Below are 20,215 nucleotides of genomic sequence, written 5' to 3' on the forward strand. Positions count from 1 at the left end.
CGCGAGCGGGAGGCGGGGTGCTCGTCGCGGCGCTCGTGCTGGTGCTGTCGGTTCTCGCGACCGCGGCGCCCCTCGCGCTGAGCGTGCTCGCCGACGCGGCCCTGCGGGACCGGCTCGACGGTCTCTCGGCCGTCGAGCGCGATGTCGTCTCCACGTCCGTCGGACTTCCGCAGCTCGGTGATCTCGGCTCGCCGCTGAGCACCGAGGACGTGTGGGGAGGTTTCCTCGAGGCGCTCGAGGGCATCCGAGAATCGGCCGATGCGCCGCTGCCCGACATCCTGGACGAGTCGTACGCCATCAGCCGCACGGCTGCGAGCGACCTCCTCGAGGCGCGACAGACCCGCGAGCTGAGCGTGGCGTTCGCGCCGCGCTTCGACGACCAGATCACGATCGTCGAGGGGCGGCTGCCCGAGCCCGCCCCGGGCACAGACGACTGGTCGAGTGTCGAACGCTCGACGTCGACTATCGAGATCGTGCTCTCTTCGGCGAGCGCCGCCGACATGGAGTGGAAGGTCGGCGAGGTCCGCTCGCTGCAGGTCTACTCGAACGTCGTGCAGTTCGACCTCGTGGGCACCTTCGAAGCCCGAGACCCGTCTGCCGACTACTGGGAGCACGTCGTCTCGGTGCTCGAGCCGAGCGTCTTCGATGACGGCAACCGTCCCCGTGTCGTGACCGCGACCGGATTCGCGCACCCCGCATCCCTCCCGTACGGGTACTTCTTCTCGACCGCGCAGACGACGCAGACGTGGTACCCCGTCGACACCGGCCGGATCCAGGCCGACACGGCTGCGCAGACGGCGGCGGCGCTGAACAACCTCACTGCCGTCTCGCACACCGTCGCGTCGGCGACCGGCGCCTTCACGGGCATCCTGGGTGTGAAGTTCGAGGCCGAGATCACCGGCGAGATCGAGCTCGCTCTCGCACAGGAGGCGTCCACCGCCGGCGTCATCGCCATGCTGATCGCGGGGCCGGTGGGGGTCGCCGCGGCCGTGCTGGTGCTCGGGTGCCGACTGATCCTCGAGAGCCGCCGGCCCAGCCTGCGCCTGCTGTCGGCGCGCGGGACGTCGATCGCGCAGCTGCGCAGCCTGCTCGCGATCGAGGGGATCTTCGTCGGGGCGCTGCCCGCGCTCCTCGGCGCTGTGCTGGCCATCGTGGGCGGTGCGCTGCTCGTCGGGGCGGTGCCGACTGCGGCCGGCCTGATCCCCGCGGTGCTGCTCGCTCTCGCGCCGCTGTCGATCCTCGCCGTGCTGGCGCCCTCGGCGGCGGAACGTCAGGTGCGCGCCGACCTGGGACCGCGCGGCTCGCGGCTGCGTCTCATCGCGGAAGGTGCCGTGGCCGTGGTCGCCGTCCTCGCTCTCGCGCTGCTGTTCGTGCGCGGCTACAGCGCGGGCGTCGATCCGCTGCTCGCGGCGACGCCGCTCCTTCTCGCGCTCGTCGCCTGCCTGCTCACGCTGCGGCTGTACCCGATCCCGCTCGGGGCCGTATTCGCTCGCGCTCGCGCGTCGGCCGGGCTCGACTCGTTCCTCGGCTCGGCGCGGGCGCTTCGAGAGCCGAGCATCGGGCTCACGCCGGTGCTCGCCCTCGTGGTGGGCGTCTCGGTGGCCGTGTCCTCCGGCATCCTGCTGTCGGCTCTGCAGACCGGCGTCACCGACGCGTCACGTGCGCAGGTCGGATCGGATGTGCGCGTCACGGGTGCGAGCTTCACGCGCGAGCAGCTCGATCGCGTGGCGGAGATCGACGGCGTGGCCGCGGTGGCCGGCGTCTCGGGCGCCGAGCCCGAGACGCTCGATGTCAACGGGGCCAAGCGCGGAACCTCGGTGTTCGTGGTGGATGCCGCCGATCTGCGCGCCGCGCAGGGCGACGGGCCGGGGATGCTGCCGCCCGGCGTCTCGCTCGCACCCGCCGACGGTCCGATGCCGATCGTCGTCTCGGGCGCCGCCGCCGACCTCATCGACGGCTCGGATGACCTGCGCCTGGGCGGCGTCGACGCCGACGTGGTCGGAGTCACCCGCGGGCCGGCGCCCGTGGGTGCCCGCGAGAACTGGATCGCCCTGGACTCCAGCTACGCCGAAGAGGTGCTCGGCCGCGATCCCGCCGACCGCACGCTGCTCGTCCGGCTCGACGACCGCGGGTCGCTCGACGCGGTGGAATCCGAGCTGCAGGCCGTTCTCGGCACCGACGTGCGCGTCGACACCGCCGCCGAGATCGCGGCCTCGATCCAGGCCGGGCCGGCCGTGCAGGGCGTTCGCGTCGCGCTGCTGGCCGCCACCGCCGTGGCTGCGCTGCTCAGCGCGCTCGCGATCGTGATGACCCTGACCCTCGCGGCCGGCCCGCGGGCGCGGGTGCTCGCGCTGCTGCGCACGCTCGGCGCCCCCCGGCGCTCGGCCACCTCGCTCGCGCTGTGGGAGATCGGTCCGCCCGCGGTCGCCGCCGTGATCGCCGGAACGGTCTTCGGCGCTCTCGTGCCGCTCGTCGTGCTCACCGCCGTCGACCTTCGACCCTTCACGGGATCGTCCGTCGCCCCGGCGTATCAGATCGACGGCGGCGTGCTGGCCCTCACTCTCGGCGGCTTCGTCGCGCTCGCCGTCCTGCTCACCGCGATCGCCCTGCTGGTGTCGCGCCGGATCCGTGCCGCGGGCGCCCTGCGCACCGTGGAGGAAGGATAGGACCATGGCCGTGCTTCGACAGGCTCACCAACCTGCGGGGGCTCACCAACCGGCGGGGGCTCACCAACCGGCGGGGGCTCACCAACCGGTGAGGGCTCACCAACCTGCGGGGGCTCAGCAACCCGCGGGGGCTTATCAACCCGCGGGAGCCCAGCGCCGCGCGGGAGCGCCGGACGCCGACATCCTGTGCGTGGATCTCGTGCGCATCTTCAAGGTCGTCTCGGCGGGAGGGCAGGGCGTCGAGGTGCAGGCGCTGCAGGGGCTCAACCTGCGCGTGGAGCCGGGCGAGCTCGTCGCGGTCGTCGGTGCCTCGGGATCGGGCAAGTCGACTCTCCTCTCGATCCTGTCGAGCCTCGACCAGCCGACGGCGGGTGTCGCCTGGGTCGCCGGGCACGACCTGCTCACCATGAAGGAGAAGGAGCGCGTCGAGTTCCGACGCCGCAGCGTGGGGTTCGTATGGCAGCAGACCTCTCGCAACCTCCTGCCGTACTTCTCGGCGAGCGAGAACGTGGCCGCCGCACTCGCCATCACCGGCGAAGCCAGAGGCGCCTCGGCCCGCCGCGCGCGAGTGGCCGAGCTGCTCGACCTGCTCGAGGTGTCGCACTGCGCCGAGCGGCGGCCCGCCGAGATGTCGGGCGGCGAGCAGCAGCGCGTCGCCATCGCTGTGGGCATCGCGAACAGCCCCCGCGTGCTGCTCGCCGACGAGCCGACCGGTGAGCTCGACGACACCACGAGTGCGCACGTGCTCGAGGCGATGCGCGCGGTGAACCGCGAGCTGGGAGTGACCACGCTGATCGTGACGCACGATCCCGCGGTTTCGGAGCACGTTGCGCGGACCGTTCAGATCCGCGACGGCCGGACCTCCACCGAAGTGCTGCGCTCCACCCGCCTCGACGAGCACGGCGCCGAGCATCATGTCGCCGAAGAGTACGCGGTGCTCGACCGGGTCGGCCGGCTCCAGCTTCCGGACGACTTCGTGGCGGCGCTCGACCTGCGCGACCGCGTGCGGCTCGCCCTCGAGCCCGACCACGTCGGCGTCTGGCCGGGGCAGCAGGCGCAGTCCCCGGCATCCGACACCCCCGTCGTCCCGCCCACCGAGGAGCCGTCATGACCATCGCGCTGCGCGGCGAGAAGCTGACCCGCACCTTCGCATCGCCCGCAGGCGACGTGCACGCGTGCATCGACATCGACATCGACGTCGCTCCCGGCGAGCTCGTCGTGGTGCGGGGTGCCTCCGGCGCGGGCAAGACGACGCTGCTGAACCTCCTCGGCGGTCTCGATCGGCCGACGTCGGGACGCGTGTGGATCGGCGACGTCGACACCTCCCCACTCGACGAGGAGGCGCTCGCCGCTCTTCGGCGGGAGCGCCTGGGCTTCGTCTTCCAGTCGTTCGGCCTGATCCCCATCCTCTCGGCGGCCGAGAACGTCGAACTGCCGCTGCGGATCGCCAAGACACCGCCCGCCGAGAGAGACGCCCGCGTCGCCGAGGCGCTGCGGCTCGTGGGGCTGGCCGATCACGCCGCTCAGCGACCGGGCGAGTTGTCGGGAGGCCAGCAGCAGCGCGTGGGCATCGCCCGCGCGATCGCCGCACGCCCCCACGTGCTCATCGCGGATGAGCCGACCGGACAGCTCGACTCCCGCACCGCGGCGACCGTGATGGACCTCATCAGCGAGCTCGTCCACTCGCAGGGCCTCGCCGCCGTGGTCTCGACGCACGATCCGCTGCTCGTGCAGCGGGCCGACCGTGTCATCGAGCTGCACAGTGGCCGAGTACACACGGGCCAGATCGAGAATGGCCGTGTCGCCTCCGCAGCCGCCGCTCCGGCCCACGCCGAATTCGCGGAAGCGCCCGCCGGGCCGGTGGACAACGGACTGCACACTCCGCGCACGCGCGCCGAGGCGCGCGAGCAGCAGCGCCACCCCGAGCCCTGACGCCCGGCATCCGCTCGCCGCAGTCGTCCCCTCCGCCGCGCTCCCTTTCCGTCCAAGACGCCGAAGAGAGCGAGGCGCGGGTGGATGGGAGGATGGATGCCGTGACCGGCGCCCCCGAACCCCTCGATGAACTGGTCGCCCACGCACGGCAGACGCGGGTCGTCGTGATCGGCGGCGGCATCGCCGGGCTCGTGGCGGCATGGGAGTGCGCCAAGGTCGGAATGTCGGTGACGGTGGTCGAGGCATCCGATCGGCTCGGCGGTGTGATCGGATCCGCCGAGGTCGCGGGCCTTCGCCTCGAGACCGGCGTGACCTGCTGGTCGACGCGCGGCGGAGTCGTGCGGCGCCTCGTGGAAGACGTCATCCCGGATGCCGTCATCGTGCGCCCCCGCGAAGATCAGGAGTGGATCGCCGGCCTGCCAAGGGGCGCGGCGGCTCCGCTGCCACGGGAGCAGGTGCTCAGCATCCCCGCGAACCCCTGGGACGAGAGCGTGCGCCGCATCATCGGCTGGGGCGGCGCGTGGCGCGCGTACGTCGATCGCCTTCGCCCGCCCCTGACCATCGGGTCGCAGCGCAGCCTCGGGCGCCTGGTGCGCAGCCGCATGGGCGCCCGCGTGCTCGACCGCCTCGTCGCCCCGATCATCGTCGACCGCTTCGGGCTCGACCCCGACGACGTCGACGTCGATCTCGCGGCCCCCGGCCTGAATCCCGCGCTCACCCGCACCGGATCGCTCGGCGGCGCCGTCGCCGACCTGCGCCTGAAGGCGGGCTCGGGCCCGTCGATCGAAGGGTTGGACGGGGGGATGCTGCAGCTCGTCGACGCCCTCCGCGAAAAGCTCGTCGAGCGCGGCGCCCGAATCCTCACCGGCACCCGCGTGACCGCCCTCGAGCGCGCGGACCCCCACTGGGCGGTCGAACTGTCGGTTGCTCGCGGGACGGCTCCTGCGGCATCCAGATCCGCGAACGCGCAGGATCCGCCCCTCGAGCAGTCCGGCGGACGCGAGGCCGGCGCTCAGGGGGCAGTTCCTGCGGCTATCGATCCCGCGTACCCGCAGGAGCTGACCCCCGAGCAGTCCGGCGGACGCGAGGCCGGCGCTCAGGGGGCAGCTCGTGCGGCCATCGACCCCGCGAACCCGCAGCCGCCGACCCCCGAAGCCGGGCCGCTCGTCGCCGACGCCGTGGTGATCGCGACCGACGAAGGCGCGGCGCGCGCGCTGCTGGCCGATCTGCTCGGTGACCTGCCCGGTGACCGGCTCGAGAGCGCGGCGGGCGACGCCCGGGCAGCGGCGACTCCGGCGGGGATCGCCCGCGAGGTCGTGACCCTCGTCGTCGACGCGCCGGAGCTCGACGCCGCTCCGCGCGGAGTGCACGTGCACGCCGTGCCGTCGTCGACCCATCGCGCGACCGGCGTCGCCCACGAGACCGCGCGCTGGGAGTGGCTCGCACGTGCGGCCGGTCCCGGACGCCACGTGCTGCGCGTCGCCTTCGGGGCACCGGGCGCCGTACCGGCGACACAGGCACTCGGTGACACCGCGGCCGTCGCCCTGGCGGCGGCCGAGGCATCCGCTCTGCTCGGGGTGGACCTCGATGAAGGCCGGGTCGCGGGCGCCCATCGCGAACTGTACGCGCTCGTGCCGCCTGCCTCGGCTCGCGGCCGGCTCGAGGCTGCGGCGCAGACGCGCGATCGGATCTCAGCCGCTCCCGCCGTCGCCGCCGTGGGCGCGTGGCTGGCCGGGAGCGGGCTGGCACAGGTCGTCGCCGACGCGCAGGAGCAGGCCGACCGCCTTCGCCGCGCTGTGCTGTTCGGAGCCGGCGCCGGGAAGTGAGTGCGGGTTGCACCCCCGTGTCAAGGGCGGATGCCCTGACGGGAATACAGGGCTACCCTGAGAAGCGTCGTCAGGTGCAACACCGAGTGTGAGGAGACCCCAGATGAGGGGCAAAGCAGGACTCGTCGTCGGATTGGCCGTAGGATACGTGCTCGGCACGCGGGCAGGCCGCGAGCGCTACGAGCAGATCAAGACGCAGTGGCTGAAGGTCTGGAACATGGATCAGGTCCAGGACCAGGTCGACAAGGTCAAGGATTTCGCCAAGTCGCAGGCGATGGCTCTGCCGTCGACCCTGTGGGATTCGGCCGTCAAGGTGGCCAACGCCGCTGGCGGCAAGGGCACGCCCGGGCAGAAGCTCGACTCGGCGCTCAAGGAGAGCAAGAGCTCCGCAGACAACGTCGCCAAGGCCGCTCAGAGCTCCGCCGAGGCCGTCAAGGATTCCGTGGATGACGCCGTCGACGGGGCCGACGACACGGCGCCCGGCCGGGGCGGGGCCTGATTGTGACCACCCCGCGTGGATTCCGCGACCGCGCGGACGACAGTCTGCTGACTCTGGTCGGTGAGATCCCCGAACTCGTCCGCAACCTCGTCATCGCCGAGGTCAACGCCGCCAAGGCGTGGCTCGCCCGCACCGCGAAGGACGGCGGCTGGGGTGCGCTGTGGGTGTTCGCCGCACTGTTCGTGCTGTTCTGGTCGGTGCCGGCGCTCGGCACGTGGGCCATCGCAGGGCTGTCGTCGTGGTGGCCGGTGTGGCTGTCGGCGCTCGTGGTCTTCTTCGCGATGCTCATCATCGCCGTCGTGCTCGCGCTGATCGGCGTTCTCCGCTTCAAGCGGATCGGAAAGCGCCAGAACCCCGCCCAGTCGATCGCCCAGGATGTGAAGGAGGTGCGCGATGAGCTCCTCTGACGCGCCCGTGCCCGTCTCCGCCACCGTGGCGGTGCCCCGTACCGCCGTCGTCCTGGGGATCGCGGATCCCGTCGAGCACGCACGCGCCGAGCTGAAGGCGGCGCTCGCGGCCATCGAGGTGAAGGCGAACGTCCCTCGTCGCGTGAGCAACGCGGTCGGCGACGGCGTCGCCAAGGCCCGCGCTTTCCAGCGCCGCAATCCCACGGGCGCGGCCGTCGCCGTCGTCGCGGGAGCCGTCGTGATCGGCGCGGCAGTCTGGGGTCTGGTCCGTCTCTACACCCGCTGACGCCTGCCGCCGGATGCGGTGTCCGGTCATCGCCCGCGGGATGAGGGGTATGCTCGGGAGGCAAGGCAGTGCAACGGTGCGTATGCTGCCGACGCGCGATCCCGATTCCAATCGCGCATCGGCTGCTCGAACGTCGAGGGCGGCCGACTGAGCATCACGAGAGTCGACCTCCTCTATGAACACTGCTTCCCAATGAACGCCGGCGCGCAGAATCAGCCCGCCAAGCCGCTGAGCGGCTGGCGCGTCCTGGTGCCCCGCGGCGGTCCGTGGGGCGACAGCGTCGCCGCGAGCCTGCGCCGCCAGGGCGCGACTCCGGTGATCGCGCCGCTCATCAACTTCGCGCCCACGAACGACCAGCCCACGCTCGAGCAGGCGCTCGCCGATCTCGCCGCCGGTGCCTTCGACTGGCTCACCGTCACCAGCGCGACGACCGTCGACGTGCTCTACGCGTACCGGGCGGTGGTTCCCTCCACGACGAAGATCGCGGCGGTCGGCGAGACCACCGCGGCCGCTCTGCTCGCGGTCGGGTACCGCGTCGATCTGGTTCCCGAGAGAGACAACTCGGCCGCCGGCATGGCCGAGCAGCTCATCGGCCTCGAGCCGGAACCCCGCGACATCCTGACCCTGCGCAGCGAGATCGCCAAGCCGGTGCTCACCCGCATGCTCTCTGAGGCGGGGCATCGCGTGCGCAGCGTCGTCGCATACCGCACCGTCGGCGTGCCGGTCACCGACCGCATTGCCGAAGACGTCCGGTCGGGTCGCATCAACGCCATCCTGGTCACGAGCGGCTCGGTCGCCGAGCAGGTGCACGCCCAGTTCTCCGATGTGCCCGAGACCACGCTCATCGCCGCGATCGGCCCGCGCACCGCGAAGGACGCCGAGCGGGCGGGTCTCGAGGTCGACATCGTCGCCGAGGCGCAGACCGTCGATGCACTCATCGACGCCGTCGCGCGGTTCTCGCTGCCGCACGCCGCCGACGAGTTCGCCCCGAAGACCGGCATGCTACAGCTGCCGTTCGCGGAACCCCAGAACTGAGGCGGGAATGAGCACGCCGCGCGTCGTCGTGCTCGCCGGCGGGGTCGGCGGGTCGAAGTTCGTCCTCGGAGTGCGCGCGGCGCTCCGCGCCCGCGGCGTCACCGACACCGCGTCGGCCCTCACCGTCGTCGTCAACACCGGCGACGACCTGTGGCTGTCGGGTGTCCGCCTGCAGCCCGACGTCGATTCGGTCACCTACGCGCTGGCGGGGGTCAACGACACCGAGCGCGGGTGGGGCCGGCAGGGCGACACCGAGCGGGTCAACCACGAGCTGCAGGAGTGGGGCGCCGGGTGGCCGTGGTTCACCCTCGGCGACCTCGACCTGGGCACGCACCTCGCCCGGACCGGCTGGCTGCGCGAGGGCCTCACTCCGACCGAGGTGCTGGAGCGGATGTCGCGCCGCTGGGCGCTCGGCGCCCGCCTGCTGCCCATGACCGACGCCGAGGTCGATACGGTCGTGCTCCTCGACGGCGACCGCCGCCTGCACTTCCAGGAGTGGTGGACGCGGCATCGGGCGGCTCTCGCCCCGATCGGCTTCGACAACCCCGGCATCGAGGCCGCGGTCCCCGCCCCCGGCGTCGTCGAGGCGATCGCCGCGGCGGACGTCGTGCTTGTGGCACCCTCGAACCCCGTCGTCTCGATCGGCCCCATCCTGGCGGTCCCGGGCGTGCGCGAGGCGCTGGCGACGACACCGGCGCCCGTCGTCGGGGTGTCGCCCATCATCGGCGGACGCGTCGTGCGAGGCATGGCCGACGTCTGCCTCTCGGCGATCGGCGTGGAGACGTCCGCCGCCGCGGTAGCCGCGCACTACGGGGCGCGCCGCGACGGCGGCGTGCTCGACGCGTGGCTCATCGCCGAGGAGGACGAGGCCGCAGCGACAGAGGTGGGCGGCCTCGGCATCCGTCCCCTCGTCACGCCGCTGTGGATGACGGATGCCGCGCGCTCGAGCGCCCTCGCAGAGGCAGCTCTCGCGGCGGCGCTCCCGGCGTCGCGAGAGGGCGGGTTCTCGCCGGCCACGGACGGACCGGATGACGTGACGACGCGTGCCTGAGCTGACCTGGTTCGCGTGGGCGCTGCTCGCGCTCGCGGCGGTGGTCGTGGGGCTGTCGAAGACGGCGGTGCCCGGTGCCGGCACCGTCGCAGTCGCGATCTTCGCGGCGGTGCTGCCCGCGAGGCAGTCGACGGGCACGCTGCTGCTGCTGCTGATCGTCGCCGACATGTTCGCCATCGCGATGTATCGCCGGCATACGAACTGGCGCGCGCTGCTGCGGCTGGCGCCGGCGGTGCTCGTCGGCGTGCTGCTGGGCGTCGGGTTCCTGTTCATCGCCGACGACGTGTGGGTCAAGCGCACGATCGGCGTCATACTGCTCGCGGTGATCGTCATCACGCTGCTGCGGCGCCGCTTCGACGCGGGCATGGCCGACGGTGGACCGCATCGCGTCGCGGCCGCGACGTACGGCACGCTGGGTGGCTTCACGACGATGGTGGCCAACGCCGCGGGTCCGGTGATGTCGATGTACTTCCTGGCGGCACGGTTCCCGGTCAAGGAGTTCCTCGGCACCGCCGCCTGGTTCTTCGCGATCGTCAACCTGTTCAAGGTGCCGTTCTCGATCGGCCTGGGCATCATCACGGTTCCCGGCCTGCTCGTGGATCTCGTGCTCGTACCGCTCGTGGTCGCCGCCGCGTTCTTCGGCCGCTGGCTCGCCGCCCGGCTGGATCAGTCGCTGTTCGAGACGCTCGTGATCGCCTTCACCATCGTCGGCGCGGTCTACCTGCTGCTGGCCTGACTCTCAGGCCCAGGGCGACGGCCGGTCGTTGTCGCGCCGGCTGTCGTCGGGGAAGTGGGGCAGCTCGGCGCCGCCGGCGCGGATGCACAGCCATCGCAGCTGCTCGGGTGTGTCGGGCGTCGCGCGCCAGGTGCGCCAGACGCCCTGACCGACGCGCACGACGGTCCCCGGCCCGACATCGACGATGTCGTCGTCCAGACCCATCTGGCCGCGGCCCGCGAGGAACACGTAGACCTCCTCGATGCGCGCGTGCGCGTGCCAGTACCCCGCCTCCTCGCCCGCCTCGAGTGCGTTGGCCGTCATGCCGATGTACTGCATCGTCATGTCGTGGTCGACGACCCGGCGCCCGTCGCGCGAGCTCTCGGGCCGGAAACCGCCGTAGTGCCCCCGCCACTCGTCGAGGCCGCCCATATCCAGCACCTGATAGTCGCTCATCCCGCCAGGCTAGCGGCGCGAGCCGGGTCAGTGCCGGGCGAGCAGGGCCGCCGTGCGAGGACCCACGCCGAGGGCGACGGCGGCCTCGAGCTGCGCGGCAGTGTCGACGTCGCGGCGCAGCGTCGAGGCATCCGGAATCTGCAGCGCCCGGCAGCCGAGCTCGACATGCCGGGCGAACGACCCCTCGCCGAACGACGACTGCCATGCCACCCCGGCGCGCGCTGTGACCAGGGTCGAGCCGGTGCCCTCGGCGTCGGCGACGACAGCGCGATCGACCGGTGCCGCGGCCTGCAGCGCGGCGGTGAGATCCTCCGGTCGCAGGGCGGGGAGGTCTCCGAGCAGTGCGGCCCGCGGCATCCGCGCGTTCGGGTCGACCGCGGCCACGCCTACGCCCACCGCGGCATCGAGTCCGCCCGCATCGCCCTCGGGAACGAACCGGAGGGCGGGGATCATCGCGGCGTCGCGCGCCAGCGAGCCGTCGTCGGTCACGATCACGACCTGCGCCACGAGCTCGCACGCGGTCGCGGCGACGATCGTGTCGAGGGCGATCGCGCGCGCGAGGGCGGCCCGCTCGGCGCCGGGCACCTCCAGTCGGGACTTCCCGCGGGCCGAGGGCTTCACCGGGACCACGACGATCCACCGAGGCGTTCGCAATTCAGTCTGTTCACGGTCGGCGTCGGCCGACACGCCGCTCAGCGGGCCGTTCTCTTCGCGCCCCGACTGAATTGCGAACGTCGGACGCGTCTGGCCACCGCGGGCAGGCGGCTCCGCGGCCGGAGGATCCTCGCTCGCGGCGCGCTCATCCCGGCCACGCCGCCCGAACAGCCCGCGCAAACCCGACCCGGTCACGCGTCGTACTTCGCGCGCAACCGCGGCAGGATCTCCTCGCCGTACGTGCGCAGGAACGTCGCCTGGTCGTGCCCGGGGTCGTGGAACACCAGGTGACGGAAGCCGCGGTCGATGTACCAGCCGATGCGCCGGACGTGCTCGTCCGGGTCGGTCGACACGATGAATCGCGAGGCGGTCCGCTCGATGGGCAGCTCTTCGCCGAGCCGCTGCATCTCGATCGGGTCGTCGACGCCCATCTTCTCGTCGGGCGTGAGGGCGAGGGGAGCCCAGAAGCGCGTCTTCTCGCGCGCCGCCTCGAGCGTCTCGTCGAACGACACCTTCACCTCGATGAGCGTGTCGATGTCGTCGCGCGTGCGATCGGCCTTCGCGAGCCCTTCGTCGAGGGCCGGCAGGAGCGTCTCGGTGTACAGCTCCTCCTTCTTGCCCGACGTGGTGATGAAGCCGTCGGCGATGCGGCCGGCCAGCCGCGTGGCCGCCGGACCAGCCGCGCCGATGTAGATCGGCACCTGCTGGTCGGGCTTGTCGTAGATCGTCGTGTTGCGGGCCGTGTAGAACGTGCCATCGAACGTGACGCGATCCTCCGACCACAGGGTTCGGATGAGGCCGATCGCCTCTTTCAGTCGCTGGAAGCGCTCGGGCGGGTCGGGCCACGCGAGCCCCAGGTTCGCCTCGTTGAGCGCCTCGCCCGTGCCGACGCCGAGGATCACGCGGCCCGGGTAGAGCACGCCGAGCGTCGCGAAGTCCTGCGCGACGACGGTCGGGTTGTAGCGGAACGTCGGCGTGAGCACCGAGGTGCCGATGAGCACCTTCGAAGTCTTCGCGCCGAGGGCCCCGAGCCAGGGAATGGATGCCGGAGCGTGGCCGCCCTCGTGCAGCCAGGGCTGCAGGTGGTCGGAGATGAACACCGAGTCGAAGCCGACCTCTTCGGCCAGCACGCCGAACTTCAGCAGCTCGGTCGGGCCGAACTGCTCGGCCGAGGCCTTGTATCCGAAACGCAGCGGGACGGTCATGCGACTCCTTCGAGCGGGGCGCTCTGCGCCGAGGGGACGGGAAGAGGGACGGGGCCGGGCAGGAACTCCGAGCCGTCGGCGCGGGCGAGCCGCGCACGGAAGGCGTCGACCGTCCCCGGCCACAGCAGCGTGAGGCGGCCCGAGCGCTCGTCGACGTACCAGTTGCGGCATCCGCCCGTCATCCAGGGGGTGGATGCCGCGACCGCCGCGATCTCGCCGGTGTAGGCGTGCTCGGCGGCGGGATCGACGCGCAGCACGCCGCCGGCGACGCTTCGCCCGTCGAGCACGCGAGCGACGTAGGCGGCCTGCTCCTCGATCATGAGGACCGACGACGAATGGCCGAGCGAGGCGTTCGGTCCGTTGAGCACGAAGAGGTTCGGGAACCCGGCGACGACGGTCGACGCGAACGACGTCATGCCGCCCGACCAGTGCGCGGCGAGACGCTGGCCGCCTTCGCCCACGACGAGCTCGGCGTACGGCTGCTGCGTCGACGCGAATCCGGTCGCGAGCACGAGGGCGTCGACCTCGTGGCGGGTGCCGTCGGCGGCGATCAGCGTCGAGCCCTCGACGGCCGCGAGCGCCGTGGGGACGAGCGTGACCGCGTCGGACGCGACGGCGGGGTAGAAGTCGTCCGACAGCAGCACCCGCTTGCAGCCGAACGCGTAGTCGGGGGTCAGCGCAGCCCGCAGCGCGGGGTCGCCGACCTGCGTCTCGAGGTGCGCGAGCGCTTCCGCTGTCGCACGGGCGGCTGCCGCGGCATCCCCCGACCGCGAAGCGAAGCGCGCCTCTCCTTCGGCGTACAGGTCGGCGCGCAGGCGCTCGAGCTCGTCGGGCCGGGCCGCGAGCCGCTCGCGCTCGGCGGCGGTGTACTGCGCGCCGCCTCGCGGGACGATCCACGCCGGGCTGCGCTGGACGAGCGTGACATGGGCGGCAGCGCGTGCGAGCCGGGGCACGATCTGAACCGCGCTCGCGCCGGAGCCGACCACCCCGACGCGCAGGCCGGTGAGGTCGGCGCTGTGGTCCCAGCGGGCGGAGTGGAAGAGCGGCCCGGGGAACGTCTCGAGGCCGGGCACGTCGGGAATCGACGGTTCGGTCAGCCGCCCGCAGGCCAGCACGAGGGCGTCGGCGACGACGGATCCGGTCGCCGTGCCGATGCGCCACACCTCGTGCTCGGCATCCCAGTCCGCCCACTGCATCGCGGCGCCGAGTCGCAGCCGACCGCGTAGGCCCTCGGCGTCGACGACGTCCTCGAGGTACGAGCGGATCTCGTCCCCCCGGGCGAAGGTGCCCGACCACGAGGGGTTGGGGTGCGACGCGAAGCCGTAGAGGTGCGAGGGCACGTCGCACGCGACGCCCGGGTAGGTGTTGTCGCGCCACGTGCCGCCGACCGACGCCGCGCGCTCGAGCACGATGAAGTCCTCGCGTCCTGCCCGGCGCAGGGCGATCGCCGCGCCGATGCCCGCGAACCCGGCGCCGACGATGGCGACCTCGACGCGCGTCAAGGTGCTGAGCGGGTTCGGTCGCAGGCTCATCGCAGGGCCGCCTTGCGGTCTGCGGGCGGCTCGCGGTAGTCGGTCGTGCGCTGGCGGAACGGCCGGAACAGGCGCGCGACGAGGGCTGCGGCATCCGTCACCGGCAGTTCCAGGCCGTGCTCGATGCCCGCCTCGGGCTTGACCCGCCCGTCGAGCAGCGTGCCGCCGAGGTCGTCGCCGCCGGACTGCAGAAGAACAGCGGATGCCGCGATCCCGACGCGCGTCCACGGGATCTGGACATGCGGGATGCTGCCCGAGAGCATGAGCCGCGACACCGCCACCATCGCCCGGTGCTCGTCGAGCGCCGCGCGTCCCGCGACGAGCGGGACGCCCCCGGCAGGGCCGGGCAGCGGGATCGGCACGAACTCGGTGAAACCACCGGTGCGGCCCCCGGTCGCTGTGCGGCCCCCGGTCGCTGAGCGGCCCCCGGTCGCTGAGCCTGTCGAAGCGCCCTCGGTCGCAGCGCGGCCCCCGGTCGCTGAGCCTGTCGAAGCGCCCCCGGTCGCTGAGCGGCCCCCGGTCGCTGAGCCTGTCGAAGCGCCCTGGATCGCGCGCAGCAGGCGCAGGTGTGCCACGCGCTCGGCGGCGGTCTCGACATGCCCGTAGAACAGCACGCTGGTGGAGTGGAAGCCCGCACGGTGGGCGGCGGTGGTGCCCTCGATCCACCGGTCGATCTCGAGGTCGCCCGGAGCGACGAGGCCCCGCACCCGCTCGCTCAGCACCTTGACGCCCGTGCCGGGGACAGTGTCGACGCCCGCGTCGCGCAGCGCGGCCAGGGCGGAGTCGAGGCCGAGGCCGCCGCGGTCGGCCAGATCCCACACGTCCTGCGGTCGGTAGGCGTGCAGGTGGATGCGCGGCGCCGCGGCCTTCACCGCGCGGGCGATGTCGAGGTAGCCGTCCGCGCTCTCGGTCGGGGGGAGCAGGCCCTGCACGCACAGCTCGGTGGCGCCGAGGTCCCACGCGTCGGCCGCGATCGCTTCGACGTCGTCGAGGCTGAACGTCGCCCGGTCGGCCGTCGCGGCGCGGCGAAGTCCGCTCGAGGTGAGGTTGCGGTTGACCACGAGGCTGACGGCCTCGCCCACCGTGTACCGCCGGACGTCGTCGGCGGTCGCCGCGAGCACGTCGAGGTCGTCGCCGGTCGCCTCCAGCAGCGCAACCCATTCCGCGTCGTCGAGCGCGCCCGGGTCGCTCGCCGCTGCCTCGGCGAGCCGCCGCACCCGTCCCTGCGGTCGCGGCGCTCCGAGAAGTCCCTGCTCCGCAGTCACTTTGTGCGACGCAACGGCCCCCGTAGCCGCGACTTGTGACTGCGGAACAAAGGTCCCTTGAGGCTCCGCAGTCACCTTTCGCGCTCCAAGGGACCGAGCACCCGCACTTTGCGACTGCGGAGCAGCGTCGGCGGCGAGCAGAGGCGGTGCGGATGCCGCGGCCAGGCCGGTAGCGGGATCGGCCAGGGCGGCGAGGGCCGGGCGCATGCCGGGGTCGATCCAGGTCTCGGCATCGAGCACGAACTCGGGCTGGGCGGTCAGCCGCTCGCGAAGCTCGAAGCCGAGGTCGGCGGTCATCCGGTCGAGGTCGTCCAGGTGCGGCCACGGGCGCTCGGGATTGACGTGATCGGCCGTGAGCGGCGAGACGCCGCCCCAGTCGTCGGCGCCGGCGCGCACGAGCAGGCCGAACTCGGTCGGATCCGACAGGTTCGGCGGCACCTGGATGCGCATGCGCGGCCCCATCACGAGCCGGGCGACGGCGACGGCCGCGACGTACTCGAGCAGGTCGGCGTCGGGTGCGCCCTGCATCGCGGTGCGGGGCTTCGCGCGGAAGTTCTGCACGATGACCTCCTGCACGTGGCCCTGCGGCCCGCGCGGCCCGTCGACCTGGTGCCGTTCGTGCGCATCCCGGATCGCGACGAGCGACTCGGCGCGGTCGCGCACGGTCTCGCCGATGCCGATCAGCACGCCCGTCGTGAACGGTACGCGCTCGCGACCCGCCGCGTCGATGACCTCCAGCCGCAGCGCGGGGTCCTTGTCAGGCGAGCCGAAGTGCACCTGTCCGGGCTCTTCGAACAGCCGGCGCGAGGTGGTCTCGAGCATCATGCCCATCGAGGGGGCGGTGGGGCGCAGCATCCGCAGCTCCTCCGCGCTCATCACACCCGGATTGAGATGCGCGAGCAGCCCCGTCTCGGCGGTGACCAGGCGGGCGATGTGGCCGACGTAGTCGAGCGTCGACGCGAACCGGTGCTCGTCGAGCCACGCGCGGGCCTCGGGCCAGCGGTCCTCGGGCCGGTCGCCGAGTGTCAGCAGCACCTCTTTGCAGCCCATCGCCTGACCCTGCCGCACCACCGCGAGCACCTGCTCGGGCGACATGAACGCCGGCTTGTGCTTCTTCAGCAGCTGGCCGGGGGTGTCGACGAAGACGCAGTAGTGGCAGCGGTCGCGGCAGAGCGTGGTCAGCGGGACGAAGACCTTGCGCGAGTAGGTGAGGATCCCAGGACGATCGGATGCTGCGAGCCCGGCGTCGCGGAGGGCTCCGGCGACCTCGAGCAGGCGCTCGAAGACCTCGCCCGTCGCGCCCAGCAGAGCCTCGGCGTCATCGATGCCGAGGCGCTCGCCGGCCGCCGCGCGCGCGAGAGCGAGGGCGGGGGCGGGGGTGGCGGTGACGGAGGGGGACACGGCTGTCACCGATCCAGTCTCGCACCGCCTGCGCCGAGCCGGGTCGCGGATCGTTGCCCTCCTGTAAGCAAATGAGCCCGGATCGACCCGTCCGCGCTGGCAGACTAGTGCCATGGTGACCCTGCTGCTGGACTCGACGCAGCTCGAGGTCGTGCTCTCGGGGGCTGAGAGAGCCATGGCATTCCGCAAAGGGAATGTCGTGATCGAGCGGTCGACCATCACCAAGGTGCAGCTCACGGACGACGCCTGGACCTGGCTGCGCGGGGTCCCGAGCCCCGGCACCCACCTGCGGGGAGTGGTCGCGATGGGCACCTGGCGGTCGGCAGGCGGCGACGACTTCGCCGTGATCCGCCGCCGCCGCCCGAGCGCCGTGATCGATCTCGAGGGTCACCCCGAATTCCAGCGGATCATCCTCACCACCCGCCACGGCCTCGAACTGGTGCAGGCCCTGCGCCTCGAGGTGGACGAGAACCCCGCCGACGTCGTCGAGATCGCCGCCGACACCGGTGCCGTCCCGGTCGCGCCGCCCAAGCGGCCGCGCCCGCGCAAGACCGCCGCTCCCGCTCCCGCCGTCTGATCCGTCCCGGCGTGACGGTGGGCATTCCGGATGCCGCGAGTCCGCCGAACCCGCACCGGAGGGCCTTCTCAGCTGACGTCGCGGCGCCAGCTCACGAGATGCCCGAGCACGACGAGCACGACGGCGTAGCCGAGCAGGACGAGACCGCCCGCCCACCACTCCAGCTGGGCGACCGCAACCCCCCTGCATGCTCATTGTGAAGATGCTCGCCCCCACGAGCGCGTCGCTCGCGGCCCCCGGAAGGTACTGCGTGACCTCTGACATGCCGTCGACGAAGGCGGCCGCGGTCCGGGCGATCGGCTCGAGGAACTGCGTGAACACCAGCACGCCGACGATCGCGCCGACCTGATTGCGCACGAGGGCGCCGACCCCCACGCCGATGAGGGTCCACAGCACGTAGGCCAGCAGCATCCGGCCGAGCATGGCCCAGATGTCGGAGGACGCCAGCTCGGTGTCCAGACCGAAGCCGGCGAGGAATGCGGCCGCCGGGACGACGGACGACAGGATGCCGATGACGCCGAAGAGCAGACCCATCAGCACGCCGACCAGGAGCTTCGCCGCGAGCACCCGGCCGCGGCGCGGGGTGGCGAGGAAGGTCGGCGTGAGCGTCTTGTGGCGGAACTCGGTCGTCACCATCAGCGTGCCGATGAGCAGCGGGAACACGTAGCCGACGGCAGTCGCGCTGCTGTAGAGCAGCGGGGCGAGCCCCTCTTCGCTCACCGGCGGAGCGTCGCCGACGAGCGTGCCCGACGCGACAGCCGAGAACACGCCGGCCAGCGCCGATGCGGTGCCGCCGATGTACACGACGAGGACGATCCCCAGGATCCACCACAGGGACGTCGTGAACTGCTTGGTGGTCTCGGCACGCGTGGCCGCGATGAGGCTCATCGCTGGTCGCCTTCCTGGTCGTCGTGCGTGTCGGAGCCGGAGAGCGCGTCGGCTTCGGCTTCGGATGCGGCCTCTGCCTCTGCCTCTGCCCCTGGCTCTGGGCCCGGCTCGGGCGGGGCGTCCCCGGAATCCTCGTCAGCGCCGTTCGCTCCACCTGCGTCCGCCGCGTCACCCGCGTCTGCCGCGTCACCTGCGTCTGCCGCTCCACCTGCCTCGTCCGCGTCGCGTGCGTCGAAGGCCCGGAAGAATCGGTCGGCTTCCGCGTCGGCATCCGTCTTCACGTGGTTCTCCCACGGCCGTGCGTCGTCGGACTCCGCCGGCTCGATCTCCGACAGCTCCTCGTCGATCTCGCCGATCGCCTCGACGTCGGGGTCGGCGTCTTCGGGCAGCTCGTCGACCCCCGCCGTCTCCGCGCCGGCGGACGGGACGATGTCGATCACGCCCGTGCTGGCCACGGCGAAGCCTGCGGAGCCCCGCTCGGCTGGGTACGTCTCCTCCCGGCTGCCGAACAGCTCATCGGCCCAGGGGGCGCGGGCTCCGGCCGCGGCCGCGGCCAGTGCGTCGGCGCCCGGAAGCCGGAACGGCGCCTCCTCGACCGGCTCGTCGTCGGCCCCGTTCTCGGTGGCTGCGTCCTCGGCGGAAGCTGTGTGCTCGACCGGAGCAGTGTCCTCGACCGAGACCGAGTCCGCAGCTGGAACCGCGTCATCACCTCCGGCATCGGGGGCAGGTTCAGCAACGGGCGACGCGCCGGCGTCGGGAGATGGCGTGGAGTCGAGGACCGGCGCCATGGCGCCGACCGCGAGCACGCCGTCGACGGGCGGCGCGCCGGTGGCGCTGGGGTGAACGCGGGCGCCGTTGACGAGGTCGAGGAAGACCTCTTCGAGCGCGGGCCCGCGCCGGTGCAGCGATGACAGGGCCACGCCCGCGGCGGCGGCGACCGCGCCGACCTCGGCGGTGTCGACGCCGCGCACCGTGAGGCCCGATCGAAGGACCTCGAAGGACACGCCGGCCTCGCGCAGCGCCGCGACGAGTTCCGCGCGATCGGGGGAGTCGACCACGGTCGCGTGCTCGGATGGGTCGGAGAGCTCGTCGATCGATCCCTGGAACACCAGCCGTCCGCGCGAGATGATGAGCAGCGCGTCGACCGTCTGCTGCACCTCGGCGAGCATGTGCGAGGACACCAGGACGGTGCGGCCCTCGCGGGCGAGCTGCTGCAGGAAGCCGCGCATCCAGCGGATCCCCTCGGGGTCCAGGCCGTTCGCCGGCTCGTCGAGGACGAGCACCCCGGGATCGCCGAGAAGGGCGTAGGCCAGGCCGAGCCGCTGCCTCATACCGAGCGAGAAGCCGCCGACCTTGCGGCCTGCGGCATCCGCGAGCCCCACGAGCCCGAGCGCCTCGTCGACCCGCGTTCTGCCGATCCCGGCAGCCTGCGCGTAGACCGTGAGGTGCGCCGCCGCGGTGCGCCCCGGGTGGAAGCTGGATGCCTCGAGCACCGCGCCGACGGTCTGCGGAGGTCGCTCGAGCCGCGCGTAGGGGGCGCCGCCGATGGTCGCCGTTCCTCCGGTGGCCCGGACCAGCCCCAGCAGGATGCGCAGCGTCGTGGTCTTGCCGGCGCCGTTGGGGCCGAGGAAGCCGGTGACGACGCCCGGCTCGACTCGGGCGGTGAACTCCGAGACCGCGGTGATCGAGCCGAACCGCTTGGTGACCCCTGAGAACTCCAGCGACTGTCCGTCGGGCATGCCGAAACCTCTCGTCCTCACGAAATCCAGGCCCGCGTCACTGCGGCCTAGCCCATCTTGGCCGAACTCCGCCCTCGCGCG

17 protein-coding genes are annotated in these 20,215 nt (G+C 72.6%); 10 read left to right on the forward strand and 7 right to left on the reverse strand.

Features of this window, described 5'->3' with window-relative positions; all coding sequences use genetic code 11:
* The 10 genes from WYM_RS13455 to WYM_RS13500 all read left to right on the forward strand — a co-directional run.
* On the forward strand, window positions 1–2,666 hold a 2,666-nt coding region (locus WYM_RS13455), incomplete at its 5' end, for an ABC transporter permease (protein ID WP_051008133.1).
* 199 nt (window positions 2,667–2,865) lie between these two features.
* On the forward strand, window positions 2,866–3,777 hold the full coding sequence (locus WYM_RS20250; RefSeq protein WP_019181370.1) for an ATP-binding cassette domain-containing protein: 912 nt from the start codon (window positions 2,866–2,868) through the stop codon (window positions 3,775–3,777).
* The gene (locus WYM_RS20255) at window positions 3,774–4,598 is read left to right on the forward strand and encodes an ABC transporter ATP-binding protein (protein ID WP_019181371.1); all 825 of its coding nucleotides are present in this window, start codon (window positions 3,774–3,776) and stop codon (window positions 4,596–4,598) included. Before WYM_RS20250 ends, WYM_RS20255 begins: the two co-directional genes overlap by 4 nt.
* Before the next feature lie 92 nt (window positions 4,599–4,690).
* Window positions 4,691–6,424 carry an FAD-dependent oxidoreductase gene (locus tag WYM_RS13470; protein ID WP_019181372.1) on the forward strand — a complete coding sequence of 578 codons (1,734 nt, stop codon included), beginning with the start codon at window positions 4,691–4,693 and terminating at the stop codon, window positions 6,422–6,424.
* A 103-nt stretch (window positions 6,425–6,527) separates the two neighbouring features.
* Window positions 6,528–6,923, forward strand: a complete 396-nt coding sequence (locus WYM_RS13475; protein ID WP_026059814.1) for a hypothetical protein — start codon at window positions 6,528–6,530, stop codon at window positions 6,921–6,923.
* A gap of 2 nt (window positions 6,924–6,925) precedes the next feature.
* Window positions 6,926–7,330, forward strand: a complete 405-nt coding sequence (locus WYM_RS13480) for a phage holin family protein (RefSeq protein WP_019181374.1) — start codon at window positions 6,926–6,928, stop codon at window positions 7,328–7,330.
* Complete coding sequence (locus WYM_RS13485; protein WP_019181375.1) at window positions 7,317–7,616, forward strand: hypothetical protein; 300 nt, start codon at window positions 7,317–7,319, stop codon at window positions 7,614–7,616. The genes WYM_RS13480 and WYM_RS13485 overlap by 14 nt, the downstream gene beginning before the upstream one ends.
* Window positions 7,617–7,808: 192 nt before the next feature.
* Window positions 7,809–8,651, forward strand: a complete 843-nt coding sequence (locus WYM_RS13490) for a uroporphyrinogen-III synthase (protein ID WP_019181376.1) — start codon at window positions 7,809–7,811, stop codon at window positions 8,649–8,651.
* A gap of 7 nt (window positions 8,652–8,658) precedes the next feature.
* The gene (cofD, locus tag WYM_RS13495) at window positions 8,659–9,702 is read left to right on the forward strand and encodes a 2-phospho-L-lactate transferase (RefSeq protein ID WP_019181377.1); all 1,044 of its coding nucleotides are present in this window, start codon (window positions 8,659–8,661) and stop codon (window positions 9,700–9,702) included.
* Window positions 9,695–10,438, forward strand: a complete 744-nt coding sequence (locus tag WYM_RS13500; protein ID WP_019181378.1) for a sulfite exporter TauE/SafE family protein — start codon at window positions 9,695–9,697, stop codon at window positions 10,436–10,438. The genes cofD and WYM_RS13500 overlap by 8 nt, the downstream gene beginning before the upstream one ends.
* 3 nt (window positions 10,439–10,441) lie before the next feature.
* Here the strand turns inward: WYM_RS13500 and WYM_RS13505 are convergent, their stop codons facing one another.
* From WYM_RS13505 to WYM_RS22495, 7 genes are all read right to left on the reverse strand, one after another.
* A complete protein-coding gene (locus WYM_RS13505) occupies window positions 10,442–10,873 on the reverse strand; it encodes a cupin domain-containing protein (protein WP_019181379.1) in 432 nt (143 codons plus the stop codon).
* A gap of 27 nt (window positions 10,874–10,900) precedes the next feature.
* Window positions 10,901–11,503: a 2-phospho-L-lactate guanylyltransferase gene (gene cofC, locus WYM_RS13510; protein WP_237739420.1), complete on the reverse strand. Its 603-nt coding sequence runs from the start codon at window positions 11,501–11,503 to the stop codon at window positions 10,901–10,903.
* A 215-nt stretch (window positions 11,504–11,718) separates the two neighbouring features.
* Complete coding sequence (gene fgd / locus WYM_RS13515; RefSeq protein ID WP_019181381.1) at window positions 11,719–12,732, reverse strand: glucose-6-phosphate dehydrogenase (coenzyme-F420); 1,014 nt, start codon at window positions 12,730–12,732, stop codon at window positions 11,719–11,721.
* Complete coding sequence (locus WYM_RS13520; RefSeq protein WP_019181382.1) at window positions 12,729–14,264, reverse strand: flavin-containing monooxygenase; 1,536 nt, start codon at window positions 14,262–14,264, stop codon at window positions 12,729–12,731. Before WYM_RS13520 ends, fgd begins: the two co-directional genes overlap by 4 nt.
* The gene (cofG, locus tag WYM_RS13525; protein ID WP_237739421.1) at window positions 14,261–16,939 is read right to left on the reverse strand and encodes a 7,8-didemethyl-8-hydroxy-5-deazariboflavin synthase CofG; all 2,679 of its coding nucleotides are present in this window, start codon (window positions 16,937–16,939) and stop codon (window positions 14,261–14,263) included. Before cofG ends, WYM_RS13520 begins: the two co-directional genes overlap by 4 nt.
* Window positions 16,848–18,395 (reverse strand): ABC transporter permease, encoded by a 1,548-nt coding sequence (locus WYM_RS22255; RefSeq protein ID WP_237739422.1) that lies wholly within the window; start codon window positions 18,393–18,395, stop codon window positions 16,848–16,850. The genes cofG and WYM_RS22255 overlap by 92 nt, the downstream gene beginning before the upstream one ends.
* Window positions 18,392–20,134, reverse strand: a complete 1,743-nt coding sequence (locus WYM_RS22495) for an ATP-binding cassette domain-containing protein (RefSeq protein WP_019181384.1) — start codon at window positions 20,132–20,134, stop codon at window positions 18,392–18,394. The genes WYM_RS22255 and WYM_RS22495 overlap by 4 nt, the downstream gene beginning before the upstream one ends.
* Between the last annotated feature and the right edge of the window lie 81 nt (window positions 20,135–20,215).

This window comes from Microbacterium yannicii PS01, assembly GCF_000304335.1.
GTDB classification, from domain to species: domain Bacteria; phylum Actinomycetota; class Actinomycetes; order Actinomycetales; family Microbacteriaceae; genus Microbacterium; species Microbacterium yannicii_A.

Coding starts and splice junctions, on each gene's coding strand:
- WYM_RS20255 (WP_019181371.1), top strand. CDS start 3,774: ATGACCATCGCGCTGCGCGGCGAGAAGCTGACCCGCACCTTCGCATCG.
- WYM_RS13470 (WP_019181372.1), top strand. CDS start 4,691: ATGGATGCCGTGACCGGCGCCCCCGAACCCCTCGATGAACTGGTCGCC.
- WYM_RS13475 (WP_026059814.1), top strand. CDS start 6,528: ATGAGGGGCAAAGCAGGACTCGTCGTCGGATTGGCCGTAGGATACGTG.
- WYM_RS13485 (WP_019181375.1), top strand. CDS start 7,317: ATGAGCTCCTCTGACGCGCCCGTGCCCGTCTCCGCCACCGTGGCGGTG.
- WYM_RS13490 (WP_019181376.1), top strand. CDS start 7,809: ATGAACGCCGGCGCGCAGAATCAGCCCGCCAAGCCGCTGAGCGGCTGG.
- cofD (WP_019181377.1), top strand. CDS start 8,659: ATGAGCACGCCGCGCGTCGTCGTGCTCGCCGGCGGGGTCGGCGGGTCG.
- WYM_RS13505 (WP_019181379.1), bottom strand. CDS start 10,873: ATGAGCGACTATCAGGTGCTGGATATGGGCGGCCTCGACGAGTGGCGG.
- fgd (WP_019181381.1), bottom strand. CDS start 12,732: ATGACCGTCCCGCTGCGTTTCGGATACAAGGCCTCGGCCGAGCAGTTC.
- WYM_RS13520 (WP_019181382.1), bottom strand. CDS start 14,264: ATGAGCCTGCGACCGAACCCGCTCAGCACCTTGACGCGCGTCGAGGTC.
- WYM_RS22255 (WP_237739422.1), bottom strand. CDS start 18,395: ATGAGCCTCATCGCGGCCACGCGTGCCGAGACCACCAAGCAGTTCACG.
- WYM_RS22495 (WP_019181384.1), bottom strand. CDS start 20,134: ATGCCCGACGGACAGTCGCTGGAGTTCTCAGGGGTCACCAAGCGGTTC.